This is a genomic window from Agromyces sp. Leaf222, assembly GCF_001421565.1.
In the GTDB taxonomy this organism is placed as follows: Bacteria; Actinomycetota; Actinomycetes; order Actinomycetales; family Microbacteriaceae; genus Agromyces.
This window is the reverse complement of record NZ_LMKQ01000001.1, coordinates 177,310-197,585: the sequence shown is the minus strand read 5'-3', so window position 1 is coordinate 197,585 and position 20,276 is coordinate 177,310. Positions and strand designations below refer to the sequence as shown.

Here is a 20,276-nt window from a genome sequence, read left to right as displayed (position 1 = left end):
CAGAACGCCCCACCTTGCTCGCTTCGCGAGTTAGCGCTGCCCGGTCGGGTAGGCTCCGGTACGCGCCGACAACGGCGCACGCCTAGAGTGACCGACCATGCGCACCCCCGGAGCGCTCTTCCCAGACCTCGTCGAGTGCTCGACTCAGCTGCTTCGCGTCAAAGTCTGCATCGGCATAGGGCGGCTCAAAGCGAACGTGTGTAAGCATCTTCTCCGCGACCGTCCAGCTGTTCAGGTGCCCGGGAAGATCCAGAAGTGTCTTCCTCATCATCGAGGTGTACCGATCTAGGGCAGTGTGGACGGCGCTCATCGCCAACTGGTCGGGGAAGTGCTGGGCTGCGATCGAGCGTCCTTGCTGGACCATGCTCTGCAAGAGCGAGAGAATCTGTAGGACAGGGTCCTCACCCACGGTCGGCAGCAGCGGTTTTCTGATTTCTCGATAGTCGCTGACGGCGCGCCACGTCTTCTCAAGGGTGTGCATGATCAACTGTGCCCCGAGTGCCATGCCCCCGCTAACGATGGACTCCGCACCTACCGCGGGGAGCGCCAGGATTTGAGGCACTGCGACTGCGGCCGCGCTATCGATAGCGACGTCGACCCCGATCTTCGCCAAGAATGGCAGTCCGTGCAGGGTCGGAGAAGACGCCCCACTTAGATCAAGCCGCTCATCGAGCCGCTCAATGAGACGTAGAAGTCGCTTCCGGGCGAACAGCGCAGCCTCACGGAACTCTCGCTGTGACTGAAACTCTTGGCGCTCGAGCGCATGCCGCACGTTGGAGGAGAGGCTCGCGGCCATTTGAGCTGGGTCGGGCGGCGGTGGGTACGAATATCCGCCGGCCGCTAGAAGCTCGAACCATGGTTGATCGCCGAGTGCACTCAACCGCGCGCGATCTTGGGCGGCACGAGTGTAGTCGGCTTGCGAGAGAGCCCGCCACAACTCGACATCATTGGCAAGCGCACTCAAGCAACTGATGAGACCGGAGAGATGCCCGTGAAGCTCGTCGGATACGACCGCGTGCGCGGTCGCCACTCGAATTGGATCAGCCTGTCGAATTAGACGTTCGCTGAGGTTCCTTAGCCGGTCGGTCTCAAATTGGTCCATTTCGCTTCCTCCCCGCCGGCACGGTACAAAGAGCTTGAGGCCGTCGTCGCCTGCAACGGCTGCCTGCTAGGGGGCCTGAGAATATCAGCCGCCCAGCTCCTTCCGAAGAGCTATCAGAAACGTCGCGACATGCCCTGCAACGCGCGAGGCAACCGGGACGAGCGCAGATGCCGCCGTACTCATCACCTCACGTGGTTTACTTTGACCGTGTTGGACGGAATGTGGGTCACTGGCGACGTTCGCATTCCTGAGGCGATTCTGACTGCTCACTCCGAAGGTCGCCTCGTTTTCTTTGTTGGCGCTGGGGCCTCAATCGACTCGCCCTCCGACCTCCCACTTTTCGACAAACTGGCGGAGCACCTCGCCGGTGTGGCCCGCGTGACCTACGACAGCGAGGCGCCGATTGATCTCTTTCTTGGCTCCATGCCCGACAACTTCGATACCCACGAACACGCACGCAGGCGGATCAGCCAAAAAAGTTCGGCACCAAACTCCACCCATGTGGCCCTTGTTCAGGTGGCCGCAGCAGGCGGACCGCTGAGAGTTGTGACCACGAACTTCGACAACCACCTTTCCACGGCCGCCGCTGAGGAAGGCGTTCTGGTCCCGGACCAGTGGACGGCACCCGCACTCCCACTGGGGGATGACTTCGCGGGCATTGTCCATCTGCACGGCTCGGTGCTACGGGACGCCCAAGAACTCGTCCTTACAGATGTCGATTTCGGACGTGCCTACCTCACCCAAGCTTGGGCGACACGTTTCCTACTCCCCATGTTCCAGAAGTTCACGGTCCTGTTTGTCGGCTACAGCCATGACGACCCGATCATGCGGTACCTCGGCCTCGGCTTGCCCCCCGGAACTCCCCGATTCGTCCTAACGAGCCAGACGGGCGCGGGCGACCCGAAATGGGCCAGGCTCGGTGTGAAAACGATCGAATATCCGGTTCACGGCAATGACCATAGCGCGCTGTTGGCCGCTCTGCAGGCGTGGAACAATCGCGCTCGCATGGGAAAGCTCGACCATCAGGCGCGAATGAAGACGATCGTCGAAGGCAGCACAACTCTCAGTCCCGTTGAACATGATTACCTTGCGGACAGGTTGACGACGCTTGACGGTGCCCATCAGTTTGCCCAAGCAGTCGATGACCTCGATACGCATGGGCAATTGGCGTGGCTGCTTTGGATTGAGGACCTCCCTGAGTTCAGAACCCTGTTTGCAGGGTCGGGCACAATTCCAGCGGCATCGATTCTGAGCACCTGGTTTTGCAAGACCTTCATCGCCTCCCCGGAACTCCATTCAGCAGCGCTTCAGACTGTGCAACGCTTGGGCCAGGCATTCTCGAGCGAGCTCTTCCAAGCCGCAGGCTGGGCCGCGGGAACGCTGGTCGAGAGGGATCCGGGCGCAGGCCGACGCTGGAAAGCCATGCTTGCAACTTCTATCGAAGGCCACTCGACACCCGCTAATAGTGGGCGGCTCATGCCGTATAGAGTTGGCGAAGCGCCCGAAGACATGTCGGTTCTGCGAGCTGCACTACGCCCATCGTTGTCACTAACGAGGCGCCTGAGTTTCAACGAAACGGCAGATCACACCGCGTTACCTGATGCCGAGGTTCGATGGAGTGGCGGCTCGAAGAGTCTCTCCGCTCACATCCAGAAGGCCGTTGATGCCTCCACCGCCGGCGATGCGAAACTCGCTGCAGTTCTCGAAGACTCGCTCAACGCGGCATACGACCTTTCCGCCGCATACTTTGGCGGCCGGAAATGGGATCCGATGAGCTTCGGACGTTCGGCGATTGAGCCTCACCCGCAGGACGCACATCACGAGCACGTCGACGCAGTTATCGATGGGCTCCGAGCGTTCGGTGAGAAGGCAATCGTCGCCCACCCACAGCTACCCGAGCGATGGTGGTCGATTGGCACCGCTCTCTTCCGGCGTCTGGCGATACACCTCGTCACGGAAGATGCATCACGGGATGCCGGCGAGAAACTCGCCTGGCTCCTCGACCGTTCACTCCTCTACGCAACCGAGCCGAAGCACGAGACCTACCGCCTCCTACAATCGGCTGTCGGACTCGCGTCAGCCGAGCAACGTGAGCGACTCTTGGCGGCGGTCGCAGAGGGCCCCGCTGTCTCGTTCGACGCGCCCGACTCAGATCGATACATCGCCTATGCGAAGTACAACTTGTTGGTTTGGCTGACGGGATCCGCGCCCGAGTGGTCCATGGCAGGCGACGCCCTCAAAGCTGCTCAAGCAGCGAACCCTGACTTCGCGCCGCGCGAGCATCCGGATCTCGACCACTGGATGACGAGCGGAACATGGGGCGGAAGCCTGCCGATGGAACCGGCTGCGTTCGCAGAGGCGGTGGATCATGATGCAAGCGCTGCAATGGATGACCTCATCGACCGTGACTATTCGGCACAAGACTTCGGCCAGCCTGAATGGCGCGATGCGCTCGCTTTGGTGAGCGAGGTCGTTCAGGCTCGACCGGCACTCGGCGAGTTGATTTGGATGCACGTCGCTGAGCGGACGGATATCGAGAGCAAGGCAGGCGACCTGCGCCGGGCGATCATCGAAGGGTGGGGTAAGACAGAACTTGGTCTCGCCGCTGACACCGTGGTTGGCCTCGTGCGTACCGAACTCTTCGCCGCGGAATCGGCGCGCACGATCAGCAGGTTCCTGTTAGACCAAATCCGGCGACAAATCGAGAGTCACGAGACGCTGGCGTCAGCCACGATGCGCTCGATCGCGGCCTCGCTTTGGCACGAACATGGCGACGGATTCACTCACACGGTGGAGGATCCAGTATCGAGCCTTCCGCTCTACCTGAACTCCTGGCCCGGCGAACTGGCCCAGTACTGGATGACGGAAATCGATCGCCGGTGGCGCGGCAGTCGAGACGATTGGTCCGGCCTCAGCGAAGAGGAACGAGAGGCGCTTAATTCTCTCCTAGCCGGGCCAACCCCTTCACTCGATGCCACGGTCCCGGCAATCACGACCGAGTTGTTCTTTCTCTTCGCTGCCGATGCAGAGTACGTCACCGAGAGAGTCCTGTCACTCTTTGAGACTTCGAGTACGAGACGGCTCGCCTGGACGGCCTACCTGCATCGCCCGCGATACAACGACAAGCTGCTCGCCGCGGGGTTCCTCGACCACGTCATCGCCGAGTGGGATCGCCTCGACGAACTCAGCCAGCCTGCATTGCGTACCAACTTCTACGGTTTGGTTGCCTCAATAGTCTCTTTCGCAGGCATCGCTCCTGAAGACCGTCAGCGCCTTCTCGATCAGAGCGCGCTCGCTAGCAATGGTGAACGCGCCGCCTCTTTCGCAGAATCGGTTGTCTACATGCTGCGAAGCGACGGGATCGCCGGGGCAGAACTGTGGAAGCTTTGGCTACACCAACACCTCGATGCGAGGCTGAACGGAATACCGAGAACCGCCGGGGCAGAGGAGCTCGCCCGTTGGGCGGATGCCGTCCCACACCTGGGTGAGGCAATCCCCGAAGCGGTTGCCGCATTGGAGGGCCGAGGTGTGGGACTCGGTGAACGATTCCACTTTGAGGGGACCCCTCACGCTGCGCTGGAAATGCATGGAGACGCAATCATCGCGCATCTCTCCGACCGGATCCGCTTTTCGTCTCCCGCGGGTTTCGGAGTGGCCCACGCTGTCAGTGAAATGATCGCCGAGTTCAGAACCGCTCTTGGCGATGCTGCCATCAAGCCACTTGAGATCGCGGCGGCGGAGAGCGGAATTTTCCAGGATGAGACGGACTAGGGGCGCACCGGTAGACGGTCCGCTCTAATGGTCCGGAGTCTCATCGTCGCCGAGCCGTCTAACACCTTGTTGCCTGTCGGCTCAATGCGCCAATACTGAAGCAGGTCGGTGATTCTGTCCGAACTCGCCGCCGCGCGGCCCGCAAACAATCCCGCTCCGCATCCCAGCGCAATGTTCGCCTCGATCTGGTTTGGCCGCAAGAGGAATCGGCGCCGCTCGTGGACGCCCGGCAAACGAATGCAAAGGCCCGTTATCGTGAACCTGTGACTCTCCAGCAATACCTCCAGGAGGACGGAACCGGAACGTTCCGGAACTTCCGCGTCCCCGATCTAGTCCCCGGGAGCGGCGATGACATCGAATTGCTGTTGGTGCTGGAGTCACCGCACGTAGATGAACTGCGCACAGGACGACCGCTCGCAGGGGACGCAGGGCAGAGAGCGCTCGCGTTCCTATCGCCAACAGGGAAGCCCCAGGCGGCGCTCGGGCCTTACCTGGCCCTCCTGCACGCCAACAGTGACTTCCGGATCGGCATCATTAACGTGAGCCCGGTACCGCTCCAGTCGGCCGCGTTCGCGAGGCATCGCTTGCCACCGGTCCTGGTTCAGTCCGACTGGGAACTGCTGGAGATGGTGCGCTCTCACAGGGCCTCGACAATAGCTAATCTGCCAACGCGGACGGCGAGGAATGCCAACACCATCCTCTTGCCGGGCCTCCAGGCTCGCCTCGACGGAGTGAATCTCTCATCAAACGCGACAGTCTTTATCGCGGGAAACTTCGTTCACCGGACTTGGGAGTCACTCGCTTCTCCACCCAAGCGCGTCATGCTGCCGATTCCGCACCCGTCGAATGGTTGGTGGACCAGAACCAAGGTACAAAAGAACCTCGACCACCTGGCCGAGCTAAAGTCACAATTCGCGCGCCTGACGTCCTGAGTAATCCGGGAGCCAGCGACGACCGGACTCGAGTTCAGCCGGCCTGTATCAAGAACAGGGTCGCGATCAGGATGTCGAGAAGGTCCTCACCCGACGCCATCGGCTCACGGGCCGAAGCCCCCGAATGTACTGTGCTCCATGAGCTGAAGCTGGGCCTTCCGACGGACCTGGCTCGGCGAGTCGCGCCAGCCGGCCGAAAACAGGTGCTCATGTCGCCCATCTCGCCGCTCCGACGGGTCGTCTGAACCTCGGGCGCGTTGGCGATCCGCGACGCCGCCGAGCTGGTCAGCGTTCTCCTCGGCGACGGCGCCACGCTGCGGAGCTCGTTTGAGCGCGTCCACGGAGATTTCGTCCGTTCGCACGGACCCGGTGGGAGGCAGGACGATGCCCGGACTTTCCAGCGCAATCGACGGTCACCAATCGGGTGTACGGCGCATCAAGATAGTTGGTCGACGGATCGCACGTCGAATAGATGGCGCTCCTCAGTGAGGAATCGGCGGTGTGGGTGCTTCCCGGCCCCTGCGAATCGAACCACTCAGCGCAAGCGGCGGACTTGGATAGCGAAGCAAGCCAGTGGCCTCTTGAGCGAACTCAGTTACTGAATCGAATTCCTTGACGAGCGCTGTCCACCGCAGGTACGCGATGTCGTCAATTCGTCGCAGGCAATCGAGAACGCCCGCAGCGAGTTGACTGCTCAACACAACTTCCTGACCCGCCAACCCCCACATAACCCACTCGGCGATTAGATCCACTTGGCCGTCGCGTGTTTTCTCGTCGAAGCGACCGACGACCGCGAGGCGAATGCTGCGTTTGAACTGTTGATAGTCAAACGAACGTTGCCTGTCGCGTGCGTGCTCGCCGCGGCTCCGCTTGACGATCTTCGACGGGAGCGGCGCGGGGGCACCGGGATGAACCCAGGTTTGAGACGCCTGTTCCGGAGCCTCAGGAAGCACAACCTCGGGAAGTGTCGGGTAGCGGTCCGCCAACCACACCAACACCTGCCGCGCGTCGGCCCAGCCTTCACGACCTGTCCGATCGCGCCTTCCCCTCGTTGACAGCGCGTACAGAACCACGGCCATCCGGTCTCGACGCTGAAGCTGGCGCTCTACCTCGTCCGCAATCCGGTGGTCCCACATCCAACCTGAGGCCATCGGGATGGAGGCGCGCTCGCTCTCGCTCAGCTCGGAAAAGTCACCTTCCCGCTCAAGCGCTGCCACAGTGTCTTCAACAACGTCGTTTACGCCCGCTGCAGAGAGTCGCGACAGAACCCCATTCGCTATGTCGCGATACAGGCGCGCAGGGTCGAAGAGTGCGGCGCCAAGGTCGCCACTGCCCGATCTTCGGACAACGATCTGACGCATGTCGTGACTGGGGGGTGCGCTCTCGCGAGTGTTGAAACGATGCGGTTTCGATCCCTCGCACACGCGAGTCCTTGTAATGCCGTATCCGTTCAGGATTTCTCGCGTTCGGACCACTCGGGTATCAGCATCGCAGTAATAGCACTTCATTGGGCCTCCCTGCACATCGTGTTTGTCGTCTCCGAAGAACTCTAGTACCGCCGCGGTCATGAATGTGTCAATTGACCTCCGTCAATGAGAACTAATGATCGGGAGGAGAATAGATATCCAACGAAGTGCGGTTATTTGCGATTGAACCAAAGCGAAAATAGCCGTATACATTCTGTATAGACACTCCCAGTCGTCTGAAGGGTGGCCCGCAAATGAGCAACGAAGTAGTTCTCTCAAGCACCATCAATGCAGTCGGTTTGACGATCGCGGCGCTGATCAAGAGTTTCCGTGCGTCAAACCTCGTTCAGAAATCCGACCTCGAGACCCTGCGTGAACGACTCGCTGAAGCCAAGGCGCTCGCCAGACTCCAGGCCAATGGCTCTTTGATCCGAGCCAATGTCGATGAACTCATCAACACCCAGCGCAAGATCGACAACGGCGGGCTGCATGGCAAGGCGCTCGAGTTGGCGCTGGAGCAGATGTATCTGCTGGCTCAACTGAATACGCGAGCGATTGAGGGGTTCGGACGTGGCTAGGTGGCCGAGGGTGGTGCGCGTGCGTAGCCAGCCGCCGGTCACCGCGTCGGAGCGGGCGGACGCACCGCCAGTGCCGGCTGGATATCACCGTGACGTACCGGATCCAGAGATTACGACGCGGCCTCCACAAGTCCATGTCGTCGACGGAGCTTCCGAGTGGGACAAGAAGCAAGCCGACGAGGTTTCGACGCAAAACCCGGATGCTTCATCCACCAGCTCAACGCAGGCTCTAGGCGGCGAGCCGATCAGCCCTGTTGACTGCATCGATCCGACACAGGATTTGATGACGTTGATCGGCCAGGCACTGGACACCTGGGCACTCAGGCACGGGATGGAAAACCTCCCCCGCGACATCGTTATGGAACAGGCAATGCCAGTGATGACTCAGATGCTCCCGTTTCTACGCGCGCAGACTGGCCGAGCGCGTGACTAGTGTCCAGTTGCGTGTCTTGGAGCAGAACGGTGCGGAGACACGCCTCGTGACGAGAATTGTTGTCCGTGGTGCGGAGTTGCCGACACACATACGGCGGACCTTCTATCTCGCCGTCATCCGCGCGAACGGGATTGTGATTCGCGCGCGGATCCAAGGCTTGGTGCTTTGGTCCCAGGTGGTGGATTGGTGAATCACACATTCCATCAAAGAAGGAGAGCCGAGACCGACTCATACCACGCCTGTCGCGAGTCAGAGCCGGCGCCCAATCACGCCGGGCCTGCTCTGAACCGATATGGTGCTCGCCGACGTTCTTCGTCGCCGCCCGAACGGCAGCCAGCAGTACTCCTACCCCGACCCTGACGCCTACGGAATCGCATACGACCCGAAGACCGGCGAGGTCCTCGACCTCCCACAGCAGAAGACGATTGTGATCCCCCGCGAGATCGAGTGCCGGCTACAGCTTCACCCGTACGACTCGCCCGAGTGGAAAGCCCAGTACGGCCTGAGGAACACCGTCGAGGGCGTGAACAACATGCTCAAGGGCGAGAAGTCCGAAGACATCGGCAACGCACGCAAGCGTGCGCCACGAGGAAACACGTTCTCCGCGTTGGCGGTCGGGATGGCGATCGTGTCCCTCAACCTTCGAAAGCTCCTCGCGTTCTACCGGGAGCGCCTGGCGAAGAAGCCGCTCGGCACGGCGAACGCCATGGTCATGGACACGTACTACTCAGAACAGGAACTCCGAGACATGCGCGCGCGAGTCCCGAACCGGCGACCAGTTGACGAGGACGATTCACCGCCACAACGTCTGTAACGGCGCGCCCGCCATCTGACTCCTGCACCACCACGCGTACCGACAGCTTCGCCCTGCCCGAAAGCAGGGCAATTCGTCGTTTAAGCACTTCACGCAGCGCCACCGAGCCCACCTGACCGCATCGAACGTCACAAACCGGCTTTGCGACCCCGTTCCAGGCACAAAAAACGGCCCGGAACCTCATCGAGGTCCGGACCGTTTCTATATCGCTAACAGGTCTCAGCTATTTCGCTAAGACCCCCTTGTGCGCGAGGGGGGACTTGAACCCCCACACCCTTGCGAGTACTGGCACCTGAAGCCAGCGCGTCTGCCAATTCCGCCACTCGCGCAAATGTGGTCGCACCGTAATGCGTCCAGCCACGAGAGCCTAACATCTTGCGTGGCCAAAGGCCATTCGAGCCGGGAGTGCCCTGAGAGGGGCGGGAACACCCTCCGTGAATGCTCCGAACCCCGGCATCCGCCCTCGCGCTGGCGCACCCCGGCGCAATAGCATCGAACGGCTGGCCCCAGAGCCGCGACCGGCACGACGAAAGGACGGCCGTGACCTCGCCAGACACCCCCGAAACCCGACCGAACGCACCGGGCGCCACCGCTCCGGCATCCCCCCGAGACGCATCCCCCCGAGACCTCTCCCCCGCCGACCTCGACCTCACGGGCGTCCGCGGCTGGCTCTTCGACCTCGACGGGGTGCTCACGCCCACGGCGGTCGTGCACATGCACGCCTGGTCCCGCCTGTTCACCCCGTACCTCGAGTCGCACGGCGCGGCGCCCTACGTCGAGGGCGACTACTTCGCGTACATCGACGGCAAGCCCCGCTACGACGGCGTGCGCAGCCTGCTCGAGAGCCGCGGCATCCGCATTCCCGAGGGCGAGGTGAGCGACGGGCCCGACGTCGACACCGTGCACGGACTCGGCAACCGCAAGAACGACGCCTTCAACGCCACGCTCGCCGACGAGGGCGTCGCGCCCTACCCTGCGAGCGTCGCGTTCCTCGACGCGGTCATCGATGCCGGATGCCGCGTGGCCGTCGTCTCGAGCTCGAAGAACGCCCCGTCGGTGCTGGCCGCCGCTGGCATCGACGACCGGTTCACCGTCGTGGTCGACGGTCTCGTGGCGGCCCGCGAGGGAATCCGCGGAAAGCCGGCGCCCGACATGTTCGACCGGGCGGCCGAGCTGCTCGGCCTGCCGACGACGGCGTGCGCGGTCGTCGAAGACGCCGAGTCCGGCGTCAAGGCCGGCGCCGACGGCGACTTCGCGCTCGTGGTCGGAGTCGACCGGGGCGTCGGGCGCGACACCCTTCGCGAGCTCGGCGCCGACGTCATCGTCGACGAGCTCGACGAGCTCCTGCCCGCCGTCGAGCGAGCGGCAGCGACCGCCGTCGATGCCACGCAGAAACGCACTGCCGAACCCGCCGCGCGCACGAATCCCGAGAACCCAGATGAAAGGGACGCCGAATGAGGTTCGCCGACACCGATCCCCTCGACCGCAACCGGTTCTCGATCGACGAGTGGGCCCTCGTCGAGAACGAGTTCGGCCTCGACGACATGGGTCGCACCGAGACCCTGTTCGCCGTCGGAAACGGCTACCTCGGCTTGCGCGGCAACATCGAGGAGGGGCGCGACGGGCACCTGCACGGCACGTTCGTGAACGGGTTCCACGAGACCTGGCCGATCCGCCACGCCGAGGAGGCGTTCGGGTTCGCCCGCGTCGGGCAGACGATCGTGAACGCGCCCGACGCGAAGGTGATCCGCCTGTACGTCGACGACGAGCCGCTGGTGATCACGATCGCCGAGCTGATCGACTACGAGCGTCGGCTCGACTTCCGGCAGGGCGCCCTGTCGCGCGCCATCGTGTGGCGCACCCCGTCCGGCAAGCACGTGCGCATCACGAGCCGCCGCATGGTCACGTTCACCGACCGGCACCTCGCGGTGCTCGACTACGAGGTCGAGATGCTCGACGCCGACGCCGCGGTCACGATCTCGAGCCAGATCCTCAACCGCCAGGACGGGCGCGACGAGTACCGCTCCGGCGTGCAGGAGGTGCCGAGCGCCTTCGATCCTCGCAAGGCCGAGACGTTCGCCGACCGCGTGCTGCAGCCGCGCGTGCAGCGTCACGAGGGCGGCCGGTACATGCTCGGCTACCAGTGCACGAACTCGGGCATGACCATCGCGGTCGGCGTCGAGCACGCGATCGCCACCGAGAACGCCTTCACCGAGTCGGGCTCGATCGGCGACGACCTCGCGAAGCACATCTACCGGGTGCGCGCCGAGCAGGGCAAGCCGATCCGCATCACGAAGTTCATCAGTTATCACACCGCCCGCAAGGTGCCGGCGCGCGAGCTCGTCGACCGCTGCGACCGCACGCTCGACCGGGGCGCCGAGCAGGGCGTCGCCGAGCTGTTCGAGCACCAGCGCGCGTGGCTCGACGACTTCTGGGAGCGGTCGGATGTCGCGATCGACGGTGAGCCCGAACTCCAGCAGGCCGTGCGGTGGAACCTCTTCCAACTCGCCCAGGCCACCGCCCGCACCGACGGCGACGGCGTCGCCGCGAAGGGCGTCAGCGGATCGGGCTACGGCGGTCACTACTTCTGGGACACCGAGATCTACGTGATGCCGTTCCTCAGCTTCACGGCCCCGATCGTGGCGCGCAACGTGCTGCGGTTCCGCCAGCGCATGCTCGACAACGCGCGTGCCCGCGCCCTCGAGCTGAACCAGCGCGGCGCCCTGTTCCCGTGGCGCACGATCAATGGGCTCGAGTCCTCCGCCTATTACGCAGCCGGCACCGCGCAATACCACATCGATGCCGACATCGCCTTCGCGCTGTGCCAGTACGTGGCGGCCACGGGCGACACGGACTTCCTCGGGCGCGGCGCGATCGACGTGCTCGTCGAGACGGCGCGCATGTGGGAGGACCTGGGGTTCTGGCGCTCCGGCGGCACGGTCGACGACGTCTTCCACATCCACGGCGTCACGGGGCCCGACGAGTACACGACGGTCGTGAACGACAACCTCTACACGAACGTGATGGCGAGGGCGAACCTCGCGTCCGCGGCATCCGCCGTCGACAGCCTGCAGATGCGCGACCCGGTCGCGTACGCCAAGCTCGTCGCCCGCCTCGGCGTGACCCCCGGCGAGGTCGCCGAGTGGCGTCGGGCCGCCGCGCACATGCACATCCCGTTCGACGAGCAGCTCGGCGTGCACCCGCAGGACTCGGCGTTCCTCGAGAAGGAGCTGTGGGACCTCGAGAACACGCCCGAGAGCAGCCGCCCGCTCCTGCTGCACTACCACCCGCTCGTGATCTACCGCTTCCAGGTGCTGAAGCAGGCCGACGTCGTGCTCGCCCTCTACCTGCAGGGCGACCGGTTCTCGGCCGAGCAGAAGCTCGCCGACTTCGAGTACTACGACCCGCTGACCACGGGCGACTCGACGCTCTCGGCGGTCGTGCAGTCGATCATCGCGGCCGAGGTCGGCTACCACGACCTCGCGCTGCGCTACTTCCGCTCCGCCCTCTACGTCGACCTCGCCGACCTGCACCACAACGCGGCCGACGGCGTGCACGTCGCGTCGACCGGCGGCGTGTGGGGCGCGCTCGTCATGGGCTTCGGCGGGTTCCGCGACCACGGGGGCCGGTTCACGTTCGATCCGCGCCTGCCCGACGGGTGGGAGCGGCTGACCTTCCGCATCGCCCTGCGGGGCACGCGACTGCGTGTCGCGCTCGAAGCCGACTCGATCTCGTTCCACGTCGAGGAGGGCGACTTCGCCGAGGTGTCGGTGCGGGGCGAGAGGGTGCTCGTCACATCCGGTGCGGATGTCTCGGTGCCGCTCGACGGCCACGGCCCACGCCTCACGGGCGCACCGCGCATGAAGGACGTCGCGGGTTCGCGGCGCTCCGACGGCACGCTGCTGACCGCATCGATCCCGACGCTCTCGCTCGACCTCGACGCGGACGAAACGGCGATTCCGGTGGATTGAGGAATCCCGTTCCCAGTGGAGCGGGCTAGCATGTCACACAATCACGGAACCGGATCGGGAGACCTGTGGGCCTACTGGACAACTTCGAGAAAGGTCTCGAACGCGCCGTCAACGGCGCCTTCGCGAAGACCTTTCGCTCGGGGCTGCAGCCCGTCGAGATCACCGCTGCCCTGAAGCGCGAGCTCGACACGAAGGCGGCGGTCGTCTCGCGCGATCGCGTGCTCGTGCCGAACCAGTTCGTCGTGCGCATGTCGCCGGCCGATCACGAGCGCATGTCCGCGCTCGGCCCGGCCCTCACCGACGAGCTCGTCGACCTCGTCCAGAAGCACGCCGCGAGCCAGCACTTCCAGTTCGCCGGCGCCATCACGATCTCGCTCCGATCCGACGAGGGCCTCGCCGAGGGCATGGTGCAGGTCGACTCGCGCAACGTGAAGGGCCAGGTCGCCTGGACCCCCGTGCTCGACATCGGCGGCACGCGGCATCCGATCATCAAGGGCCGCACCGTCATCGGCCGTGGCAGCGAGGCCGACGTCACGATCGACGACTCGGGCGCCTCGCGGCGTCATGCCGAGGTGCAATGGGACGGCTCGCGCGCCCGCGTTCGCGACCTCGGCTCGACGAACGGCACCCAGCTGAACGGCGCCCGTGTCACCGAGGCGATCCTCGAACCCGACTCCGTGATCACCATCGGCCGCTCGCGTATCGTGTTCCGAGTGCTCGCCCAAGCCGCAACCCCCGCGCCCCACGCCGACCCGGCGACCGAACGTCACGATGTCGGCGGGTTCTGGGGGCCGGCCGAATGAGCGAACTGACCCTGCTCGTTCTGCAGCTCGGGTTCCTACTGCTGCTGTGGGCGTTCATCTTCGCGATCGTCTACGCGCTGCGCAGCGACCTGTTCGGGCAGCGGGTGCGCAAGCTCCAGCCCGAGGGCGGTGCAGCCGCCGCGGCATCCCCCGCAGCCGCCTTCCCCGCAGCCGCCGGTGCTGCTCAGGCCGCCCCGACCTCACCCGTCTCCCGACAGCCGGCACCGGCAGCCGGCGACGGCGCCCTCAAGCTCGTGATCACGAGCGGCCAGAAGGCCGGCACCGAGTTCCCCCTCGGGCGCGACGAGATCACCATCGGCCGGTCGAGCGACTCGGCGATCATCATCCGCGACGACTACACGTCCACCCACCACGCGCGCATGATGCTCTGGAACGGCAAGTGGATGCTCCAAGACCTCGACTCCACCAACGGCACGTTCCTCGACGGCGCCCGCGTGACCGTGCCCGTGCAGATCCCCCTCGGAGCGACCATCAAGGTCGGAGCGACGACGTTCGAGCTGCGGCGGTAGCCCATGGTCTCGATCAAGGCGAGCGCCGCGGTCTCGCATGTCGGACGCATCCGTGCGAACAACCAGGACTCCGGCTATGCGGGCCGACGGCTGTTCCTCGTGGCCGACGGCATGGGCGGCCACGCCGGAGGTGACGTCGCGAGCGCGATCGTCACGCAGCGCGTCGCCGACGCCGACGCCGACTACCACTCCGCACCAGAGGCGGCGGCCGCCCTCGAGGGCGCCCTGATCTCGGCCAACCGGCGCCTCGCCGAGACCGTGGCCGAGCACTCCGAGCTCACCGGCATGGGCACGACCGCGAGTGCGATGCTGCTGCACGAAGACCGCGTGGTCATCGCGCACATCGGCGACTCGCGCATCTACCTCCTGCGCTCCGGCGAGCTCAGCCAGATCTCGATCGACCACACGTTCGTGCAGCGCCTCGTCGACGCCGGCCGCATCACCGCCGAGGAGGCCATGGTGCACCCGCGGCGCTCGGTGCTCATGCGGGTGCTCGGCGACGTCGAGGCGTCCCCCGAGATCGACTCGATGGTGCTCGACACGAGGCCGGGCGATCGCTGGCTGATCTGCTCCGACGGCCTCTCGGGCGTCGTGTCGTTCGACGAGCTGCACGAGCAACTCTCGGCCGATGCGGGCGCCAAGCAGGTGGCCGACCGCCTGGTCAAGGCCTCGCTCGACGGCGGGGCTCCAGACAACGTCACCGTCGTGATCGTCGACATCGGCGACCCGCCGGCGCCCGCGACTCCTCCGCTCGTCGTCGGATCGGCCGCGGCGCCGCTGGCGTTCGGCGCGGCCTCCGAGCCGGCACGCCCTCGTGCCATCCGCCTCACGCCGTTCCGTCCGCACCCGGTGCAGGAGACGCACTTCGAGCCCGACTCCGAGGACTTCTTCGACGAGATCCTCGAAGAGGACGCCCGTCGCAGGCGCCGACGCCGATGGGTGTGGGGGTTCTGGATCTTCACGCTCATCGCGGCCATCGTGGCCGTCGTGATCCTCGGCTACCAGTGGACCCAGACCCGGTACTACGTGGGCGAGTCCAACGGCCGGGTCGCCATCTTCCAGGGCATCCAGCAGGACATCGGCCCGATCTCGATGAACGAGCTCTACCGCGAGACCACCATCGACGTCTCCGAACTCCGCCCCTACGACCAGCAGCGCGTCGAGAAGACCATCAACGCGGGCTCGCTCACCGACGCGACGAAGATCGTGTCGCGATTGGAGGAGTCCCTTGAGTGACGCCGACGCCTTCGGCGGCCAGGTCTCCGGCGGGCAGGTCTCCTCGGCCCAGCCACCTGCAGCGACGCCGCCCGCCGGCATCCGACGCATCCGGATGCCGCAGCGACTGCGCAACCTCGAACTGTGGCTGCTCCTCGTGGCCTGCCTCATCAACGCGGGCTCGATCGTGCTGGTGCAGCTCGGCGCCCTCGGCCGCATCGACACGCAGCTCGTGCTGCTCGGTGCCGGACTCTCGGTGCTCGTCTTCGGACTGCACATCGCCATGCGCTTCGTCGCGCGCGACGCCGACCCGTTCCTGCTGCCCATCGCGACGGTGCTGAACGGCCTCGGCATCGCGATGATCTACCGCATCGACATCGCCTACGGCGACAGCGGATGGCAGAGCGCGGCCGTGCGCCAGATCGTGTGGAGCGCGATCGCGATCATCTGCGGCATCGCGACGATCCTCATCATCCGCAACCACCGGGTGCTCTTCCGCTACACCTACGTCGCCGGGTTCGTGGCGATCATCCTGCTCATGCTGCCGCTCGTGCCCGGTCTCGGCCAGGCCCGCGGCGGCGCGCGGGTCTGGATCGGCATCGGCGACATCGCCACCTTCCAGCCGGGCGAGATCGCGAAGATCGCCCTGGCCGTCTTCTTCGCCGGCTACCTCGTGCGCAACCGCGACTCGCTCTCGATGGTCGGCAAGAAGTTCCTCGGCATGCGGTTCCCGCGCGCCCGCGACCTCGGCCCGCTGCTCATCGTGTGGGCGCTCTCGATGAGCGTCATCGTGTTCCAGCGCGACCTCGGTACCGCACTGCTGTACTTCGGCCTGTTCCTCGTGATGCTCTACGTCGCGACCAGCCGCCTCTCGTGGGTCGTGCTCGGACTCTCGCTGTTCCTCGCGGGCGCCCTCATCGCGAGCCAGACGCTCGACTACGTCAACAACCGCTTCCAGAACTGGCTCGACCCATTCAGCGAGGCGAGGTACGACGCCGACCTCGGTGGCAGCTACCAGCTCGTTCAGGGCCTGTTCGGCCTGGCCAACGGCGGCCTCATCGGCACGGGTTGGGGGCGAGGCAGCCCCGAGCTCACCCCGGTGCCCCAGAGCGACTACATCATCGCCAGCCTCGGAGAGGAGCTCGGCCTCGCCGGCATCTTCGCGATTCTCGCGCTCTACGTGCTGCTCGTCGCCCGCGGGTTCCGCATCGGCTTCGCCGGTCAAGACGACTTCGGCAAGCTGCTCGGCGTCGGACTCGCGTTCGTCATCGCCCTGCAGGTGTTCATCGTCGTCGGCGGCGTGACCCGCGTCATCCCGCTGACCGGCCTGACGACGCCGTTCCTCGCCGCGGGCGGATCCTCGCTCGTGGCCAACTGGATCATCATCGCGCTGCTGTTGCGGCTCTCCGACACGGTCCGCAACCATCCGAGGCTGGTGATCGACGGATGAACCGCGAACTCAAGCGCGTCAGCATCTTCGCCCTGCTGATGTTCGTGGCCCTGTTCGTCTCGACCACGGTCATCCAGTACTTCACGGCCAGCGACCTCGCCGCCGACCCGCGCAACGCGCGCACCCTGTACGCGAGCTTCTCGGTCGAGCGCGGGCCGATCCTCGTCGACGGAACGCCCGTCGCCTTCTCGCAGCCCTCCGACGACGACTACAAGTTCCTGCGCGTGTACCCGAACGGCCCGCTCTACGCCGGCGTCACCGGGTACATCCCGGTGAACGGCGAGGCGACCGGGCTCGAGAGCTCGGTCAACGAGTACCTCAGCGGGCAGGACTCGAGCCAGTTCTTCGACAAGATCAACCGGCTGATCTCCGGTCAGGATCCGATGGGCGCATCGGTGGATGTCTCGATCGACCCGGTCGCCCAGCAGGCCGCCTGGGACGCCCTCGGCGACTACCAGGGCGCGGTCGTCGTCACCGAACCCGCCACCGGACGCATCCTCGCCATGGTCACCAAGCCGACTTTCGACCCGAACACCCTGGTGTCGCACGACACCGATGTCGTCGAGGAGACCTACCAGGGGCTGCTCGCCGACCCGAGCGATCCCCTCATCAACCGTGCGACCGGCGGCGACATGAACCCTCCCGGATCGGTGTTCAAGCTCGTCGTCACCGCGGCCGCACTCGAGTCCGGCCGGTACACGCCCGAGAGCACGTTCCCGAACCCCGGCGAGCTCACCCTGCCCGGCACCGACTCCGTCGTGATCAACTCCGGCGGCGGCACCTGCGGAAGCGGCGGAAGCACCGTCACCCTCGCCGACGCACTGCGTTTCTCGTGCAACATCCCGTTCGCCGAGTTGGGCATGGAACTCGGCGACGACGCGATCCGCGAGCAGGCCGAGAAGTTCGGCTTCAACCACGAGTTCGAGATCCCCACCGCGACCGAGCCGAGCGTGTACCCCCGCGGACTCGACGAGCCGCAGACCGCGCTCAGCGCGTTCGGTCAGTACACGGTGCGAGCAACGCCGCTGCAGATGGCCGTCGTCTCGGCCGCGATCGCCAACGGCGGCATCGTCATGAACCCGAACCTGGTCGACCAGATCACCGCGCCCGACTTCACGCCGCTGCAGGAGTTCGAGGGCTCGGAATTCGGTCGCGCGATCAGCGAGGACACGGCCAGGACGATGACCGAGATGATGACCAACGGCGTCGAATCCGGTGCCGCGAGTAATGCAAGAATAGACGGCGTCAGCGTGGCCGGTAAGACGGGTACAGCGGAGAACGGCGAGGATGACCCTTACACCTTGTGGTTCACCGGTTTTGCCCCCGCAGACAACCCTCAGTATGCGATCACGGTACTCGTGGAGGATGGCGGGGGTCTTGGTCAGGAGGGGTACGGCAATCTCATCGCCGCACCCATCGCAAAGCAGGTACTAGAGGCGGTGCTGAACAAATGAGACCGAGCGCAGGGCTCACCTTCGGGGGGCGCTACGAACTGCAATCCCGCATCGCGATCGGCGGGATGGGCGAGGTGTGGCAGGCCACCGACCTCGTCATCGGCCGACAGGTCGCGATCAAGATCCTGAAAGACGAGTACCTCGGCGACCCGGGCTTCCTCGAGCGCTTCCGCGCCGAGGCACGTCACGCCGCGCTCGTGAACCACGAGGGCATCGCCAACGTCTTCGACTACGGCGAAGAAGAGGGCAGCGCCTACCTCGTCATGGAGCTCGTGCCCGGCGAGGCGCTCTCGACGATCCTCGAGCGGGAGCACGTGCTCTCGACCGACAAGGTGCTCGACATCGTCGCGCAGACGGCCAACGCGCTCCAGGCCGCCCACGCGGCCGGCCTCGTGCACCGCGACATCAAGCCCGGCAACCTGCTCATCACGCCCGACGGCCGTGTCAAGATCACCGACTTCGGCATCGCGCGCATCGCCGACCAGGTGCCGCTCACGGCGACCGGCCAGGTCATGGGCACGGTGCAGTACCTCTCGCCCGAGCAGGCCTCCGGGCACCCGGCCTCGCCGACGACCGACATCTACTCGCTCGGCATCGTCGCCTACGAGGCGCTCGCCGGCCGTCGCCCGTTCACGGGCGAGTCGCAGGTCGCGATCGCCATGGCGCAGATCAACGAGACGCCGCCCGACCTCCCGGTCACCGTCTCCGAGCCCGTGCGCAACCTCGTCTACACGTGCATCGCGAAGAACCCGGCCGAGCGCCCCCAGACGGCTGCCCACCTGGCACGCGCGGCATCCGCGCTGCGACGTGGCGACGTGCAGGGCGCCGCCGTGGCGGTTCCCGCGGTGCTCGGTCTCGCAGGCGGCGCGACCGCGGCGACGATGCTCATGCCCCAGCAGGGCGCGACCGCGGCGACGACCGTGCTCCCCACCGGCGCCCCCGGTGAAGAGTCGGCCGAAGAAGAGGTCGAAGAGAAGAAGCGCAGCCCCTGGACCTGGCCACTCATCGTGCTCATCGCGGTGCTCGCGATCGTGCTGATCGGCACGATCATCGCCCTCGCGGTCAACGGCGGCGGCAGCAACGCACCCGCCACGGAGTCGAGCAAGCCTCCGACGCGGAGCGCGCCTGCGTCGTCGGCGCCGCCGCCCACGTCCGAGGCACCCACCACTGCGCAGATCAACGCAGACGACTTCGTCGGCCTCTCGATCGACGACGCACGCGCCAAGCTGCAGGAGCTCGGCATGTCCGCGAACGGCGTCGAGGGCAACCCCGCCGCCGACCCGTCTGGCACCGGCATCGTCTACGAGGTCAACCCGACCGGGCCTGTTCCGATCGGTTCCGAGGTGACGGTCACGTACTACGCGGCTCCCGAGACGCCCGCGGCGCCTGGAGCAGCCCCTTCAGTGTCGCCCTCGACCGCCACGCCCGGCGGATCCATCCAGGTCTCCTGGCCCGCCGCGCAGTGCCCTGCCGGCCAGACCCGGTCGGGTTACCAGGTCAACGTCGACGGCCCCGCGGCGGCCGCGCCCCCGCTCGGCGCCGACGCCACGAACGTCACGATCACCGTGAACGCCGACGCCGCCGACGGTGCGACCATCAACATCAGCTACCTGTACTTCTGCGGTGCGCTGAGCTCGGCCGCTTCACCGTCGGCGCCCGTCACCGTGACCGCGAGCCCTGCTCCGACTCCCGATGCCGGAGCCGGCGGCGACGACGAGACCGACAACTGATGCCCGTCCTGCCGTGCTCGATTCGAG

At 65.5% G+C, this 20,276-nt stretch carries 15 protein-coding genes and 1 tRNA gene; 13 read left to right on the top strand and 3 right to left on the bottom strand.

The window, feature by feature from the left end:
* Positions 1-82: 82 nt before the first annotated feature.
* Positions 83-1,102 (bottom strand): hypothetical protein, encoded by a 1,020-nt coding sequence (locus tag ASE68_RS00940; protein ID WP_157421482.1) that lies wholly within the window; start codon positions 1,100-1,102, stop codon positions 83-85.
* Positions 1,103-1,309: 207 nt separating this feature from the next.
* Between ASE68_RS00940 and ASE68_RS19700 the strand changes: the two genes are divergently transcribed.
* Positions 1,310-4,873, top strand: a complete 3,564-nt coding sequence (locus ASE68_RS19700; protein WP_162238230.1) for an SIR2 family protein — start codon at positions 1,310-1,312, stop codon at positions 4,871-4,873.
* Positions 4,874-5,136: 263 nt separating this feature from the next.
* Positions 5,137-5,805: a hypothetical protein gene (locus ASE68_RS20030; RefSeq protein WP_157421481.1), complete on the top strand. Its 669-nt coding sequence runs from the start codon at positions 5,137-5,139 to the stop codon at positions 5,803-5,805.
* A 482-nt stretch (positions 5,806-6,287) separates the two neighbouring features.
* On the opposite strand, the gene ASE68_RS20025 is transcribed toward ASE68_RS20030, so the two are convergent.
* On the bottom strand, positions 6,288-7,166 hold the full coding sequence (locus ASE68_RS20025; RefSeq protein ID WP_157421480.1) for a hypothetical protein: 879 nt from the start codon (positions 7,164-7,166) through the stop codon (positions 6,288-6,290).
* 359 nt (positions 7,167-7,525) lie between these two features.
* On the opposite strand from ASE68_RS20025, the gene ASE68_RS20020 reads away from it, so the two are divergent.
* The 3 genes from ASE68_RS20020 to ASE68_RS00915 all read left to right on the top strand — a co-directional run bounded on the left by ASE68_RS20020 (position 7,526) and on the right by ASE68_RS00915 (position 9,096).
* Positions 7,526-7,849: a hypothetical protein gene (locus tag ASE68_RS20020; protein ID WP_157421479.1), complete on the top strand. Its 324-nt coding sequence runs from the start codon at positions 7,526-7,528 to the stop codon at positions 7,847-7,849.
* Positions 7,850-7,868: 19 nt separating this feature from the next.
* A complete protein-coding gene (locus ASE68_RS20015) occupies positions 7,869-8,282 on the top strand; it encodes a hypothetical protein (protein ID WP_157421478.1) in 414 nt (137 codons plus the stop codon).
* Between the two features lie 292 nt (positions 8,283-8,574).
* Positions 8,575-9,096, top strand: coding sequence for a hypothetical protein (locus tag ASE68_RS00915; RefSeq protein WP_055854134.1), 522 nt, complete (start codon positions 8,575-8,577; stop codon positions 9,094-9,096).
* 245 nt (positions 9,097-9,341) lie between these two features.
* Here the strand turns inward: ASE68_RS00915 and ASE68_RS00910 are convergent.
* Positions 9,342-9,425 (bottom strand) — tRNA-Leu (locus ASE68_RS00910).
* A 109-nt stretch (positions 9,426-9,534) separates the two neighbouring features.
* Here ASE68_RS00910 and ASE68_RS20640 point away from each other — a divergent pair.
* From ASE68_RS20640 to ASE68_RS00870, 8 genes are all read left to right on the top strand, one after another.
* A complete protein-coding gene (locus ASE68_RS20640) occupies positions 9,535-10,554 on the top strand; it encodes an HAD-IA family hydrolase (RefSeq protein ID WP_082461758.1) in 1,020 nt (339 codons plus the stop codon).
* The gene (locus ASE68_RS00900) at positions 10,551-13,067 is read left to right on the top strand and encodes a glycoside hydrolase family 65 protein (protein ID WP_055854131.1); all 2,517 of its coding nucleotides are present in this window, start codon (positions 10,551-10,553) and stop codon (positions 13,065-13,067) included. Before ASE68_RS20640 ends, ASE68_RS00900 begins: the two co-directional genes overlap by 4 nt.
* 65 nt (positions 13,068-13,132) lie before the next feature.
* Entirely contained in the window at positions 13,133-13,870 is a 738-nt protein-coding gene (locus ASE68_RS00895) for a DUF3662 and FHA domain-containing protein (RefSeq protein WP_055854129.1), read from the top strand.
* Positions 13,867-14,400 (top strand): FHA domain-containing protein, encoded by a 534-nt coding sequence (locus ASE68_RS00890; RefSeq protein WP_055854126.1) that lies wholly within the window; start codon positions 13,867-13,869, stop codon positions 14,398-14,400. Before ASE68_RS00895 ends, ASE68_RS00890 begins: the two co-directional genes overlap by 4 nt.
* Before the next feature lie 3 nt (positions 14,401-14,403).
* Complete coding sequence (locus ASE68_RS00885; protein WP_055854116.1) at positions 14,404-15,636, top strand: PP2C family serine/threonine-protein phosphatase; 1,233 nt, start codon at positions 14,404-14,406, stop codon at positions 15,634-15,636.
* 94 nt (positions 15,637-15,730) lie between these two features.
* Complete coding sequence (locus ASE68_RS00880) at positions 15,731-17,065, top strand: FtsW/RodA/SpoVE family cell cycle protein (RefSeq protein WP_082462291.1); 1,335 nt, start codon at positions 15,731-15,733, stop codon at positions 17,063-17,065.
* Positions 17,062-18,519 carry a penicillin-binding protein 2 gene (locus tag ASE68_RS00875; protein WP_055854115.1) on the top strand — a complete coding sequence of 486 codons (1,458 nt, stop codon included), beginning with the start codon at positions 17,062-17,064 and terminating at the stop codon, positions 18,517-18,519. The genes ASE68_RS00880 and ASE68_RS00875 overlap by 4 nt, the downstream gene beginning before the upstream one ends.
* Positions 18,516-20,249 carry a protein kinase gene (locus tag ASE68_RS00870; RefSeq protein ID WP_055854112.1) on the top strand — a complete coding sequence of 578 codons (1,734 nt, stop codon included), beginning with the start codon at positions 18,516-18,518 and terminating at the stop codon, positions 20,247-20,249. Before ASE68_RS00875 ends, ASE68_RS00870 begins: the two co-directional genes overlap by 4 nt.
* Positions 20,250-20,276 lie beyond the last annotated feature (27 nt).

Bases quoted from the DNA above. Each gene is read 5' to 3' on its own strand.
- ASE68_RS00940 (WP_157421482.1), bottom strand. From the start codon at position 1,102: ATGGACCAATTTGAGACCGACCGGCTAAGGAACCTCAGCGAACGTCTA.
- ASE68_RS20025 (WP_157421480.1), bottom strand. From the start codon at position 7,166: ATGCGTCAGATCGTTGTCCGAAGATCGGGCAGTGGCGACCTTGGCGCC.
- ASE68_RS20020 (WP_157421479.1), top strand. From the start codon at position 7,526: ATGAGCAACGAAGTAGTTCTCTCAAGCACCATCAATGCAGTCGGTTTG.
- ASE68_RS00915 (WP_055854134.1), top strand. From the start codon at position 8,575: ATGGTGCTCGCCGACGTTCTTCGTCGCCGCCCGAACGGCAGCCAGCAG.
- ASE68_RS20640 (WP_082461758.1), top strand. From the start codon at position 9,535: ATGCTCCGAACCCCGGCATCCGCCCTCGCGCTGGCGCACCCCGGCGCA.
- ASE68_RS00900 (WP_055854131.1), top strand. From the start codon at position 10,551: ATGAGGTTCGCCGACACCGATCCCCTCGACCGCAACCGGTTCTCGATC.
- ASE68_RS00890 (WP_055854126.1), top strand. From the start codon at position 13,867: ATGAGCGAACTGACCCTGCTCGTTCTGCAGCTCGGGTTCCTACTGCTG.
- ASE68_RS00885 (WP_055854116.1), top strand. From the start codon at position 14,404: ATGGTCTCGATCAAGGCGAGCGCCGCGGTCTCGCATGTCGGACGCATC.
- ASE68_RS00880 (WP_082462291.1), top strand. From the start codon at position 15,731: ATGCCGCAGCGACTGCGCAACCTCGAACTGTGGCTGCTCCTCGTGGCC.
- ASE68_RS00875 (WP_055854115.1), top strand. From the start codon at position 17,062: ATGAACCGCGAACTCAAGCGCGTCAGCATCTTCGCCCTGCTGATGTTC.
- ASE68_RS00870 (WP_055854112.1), top strand. From the start codon at position 18,516: ATGAGACCGAGCGCAGGGCTCACCTTCGGGGGGCGCTACGAACTGCAA.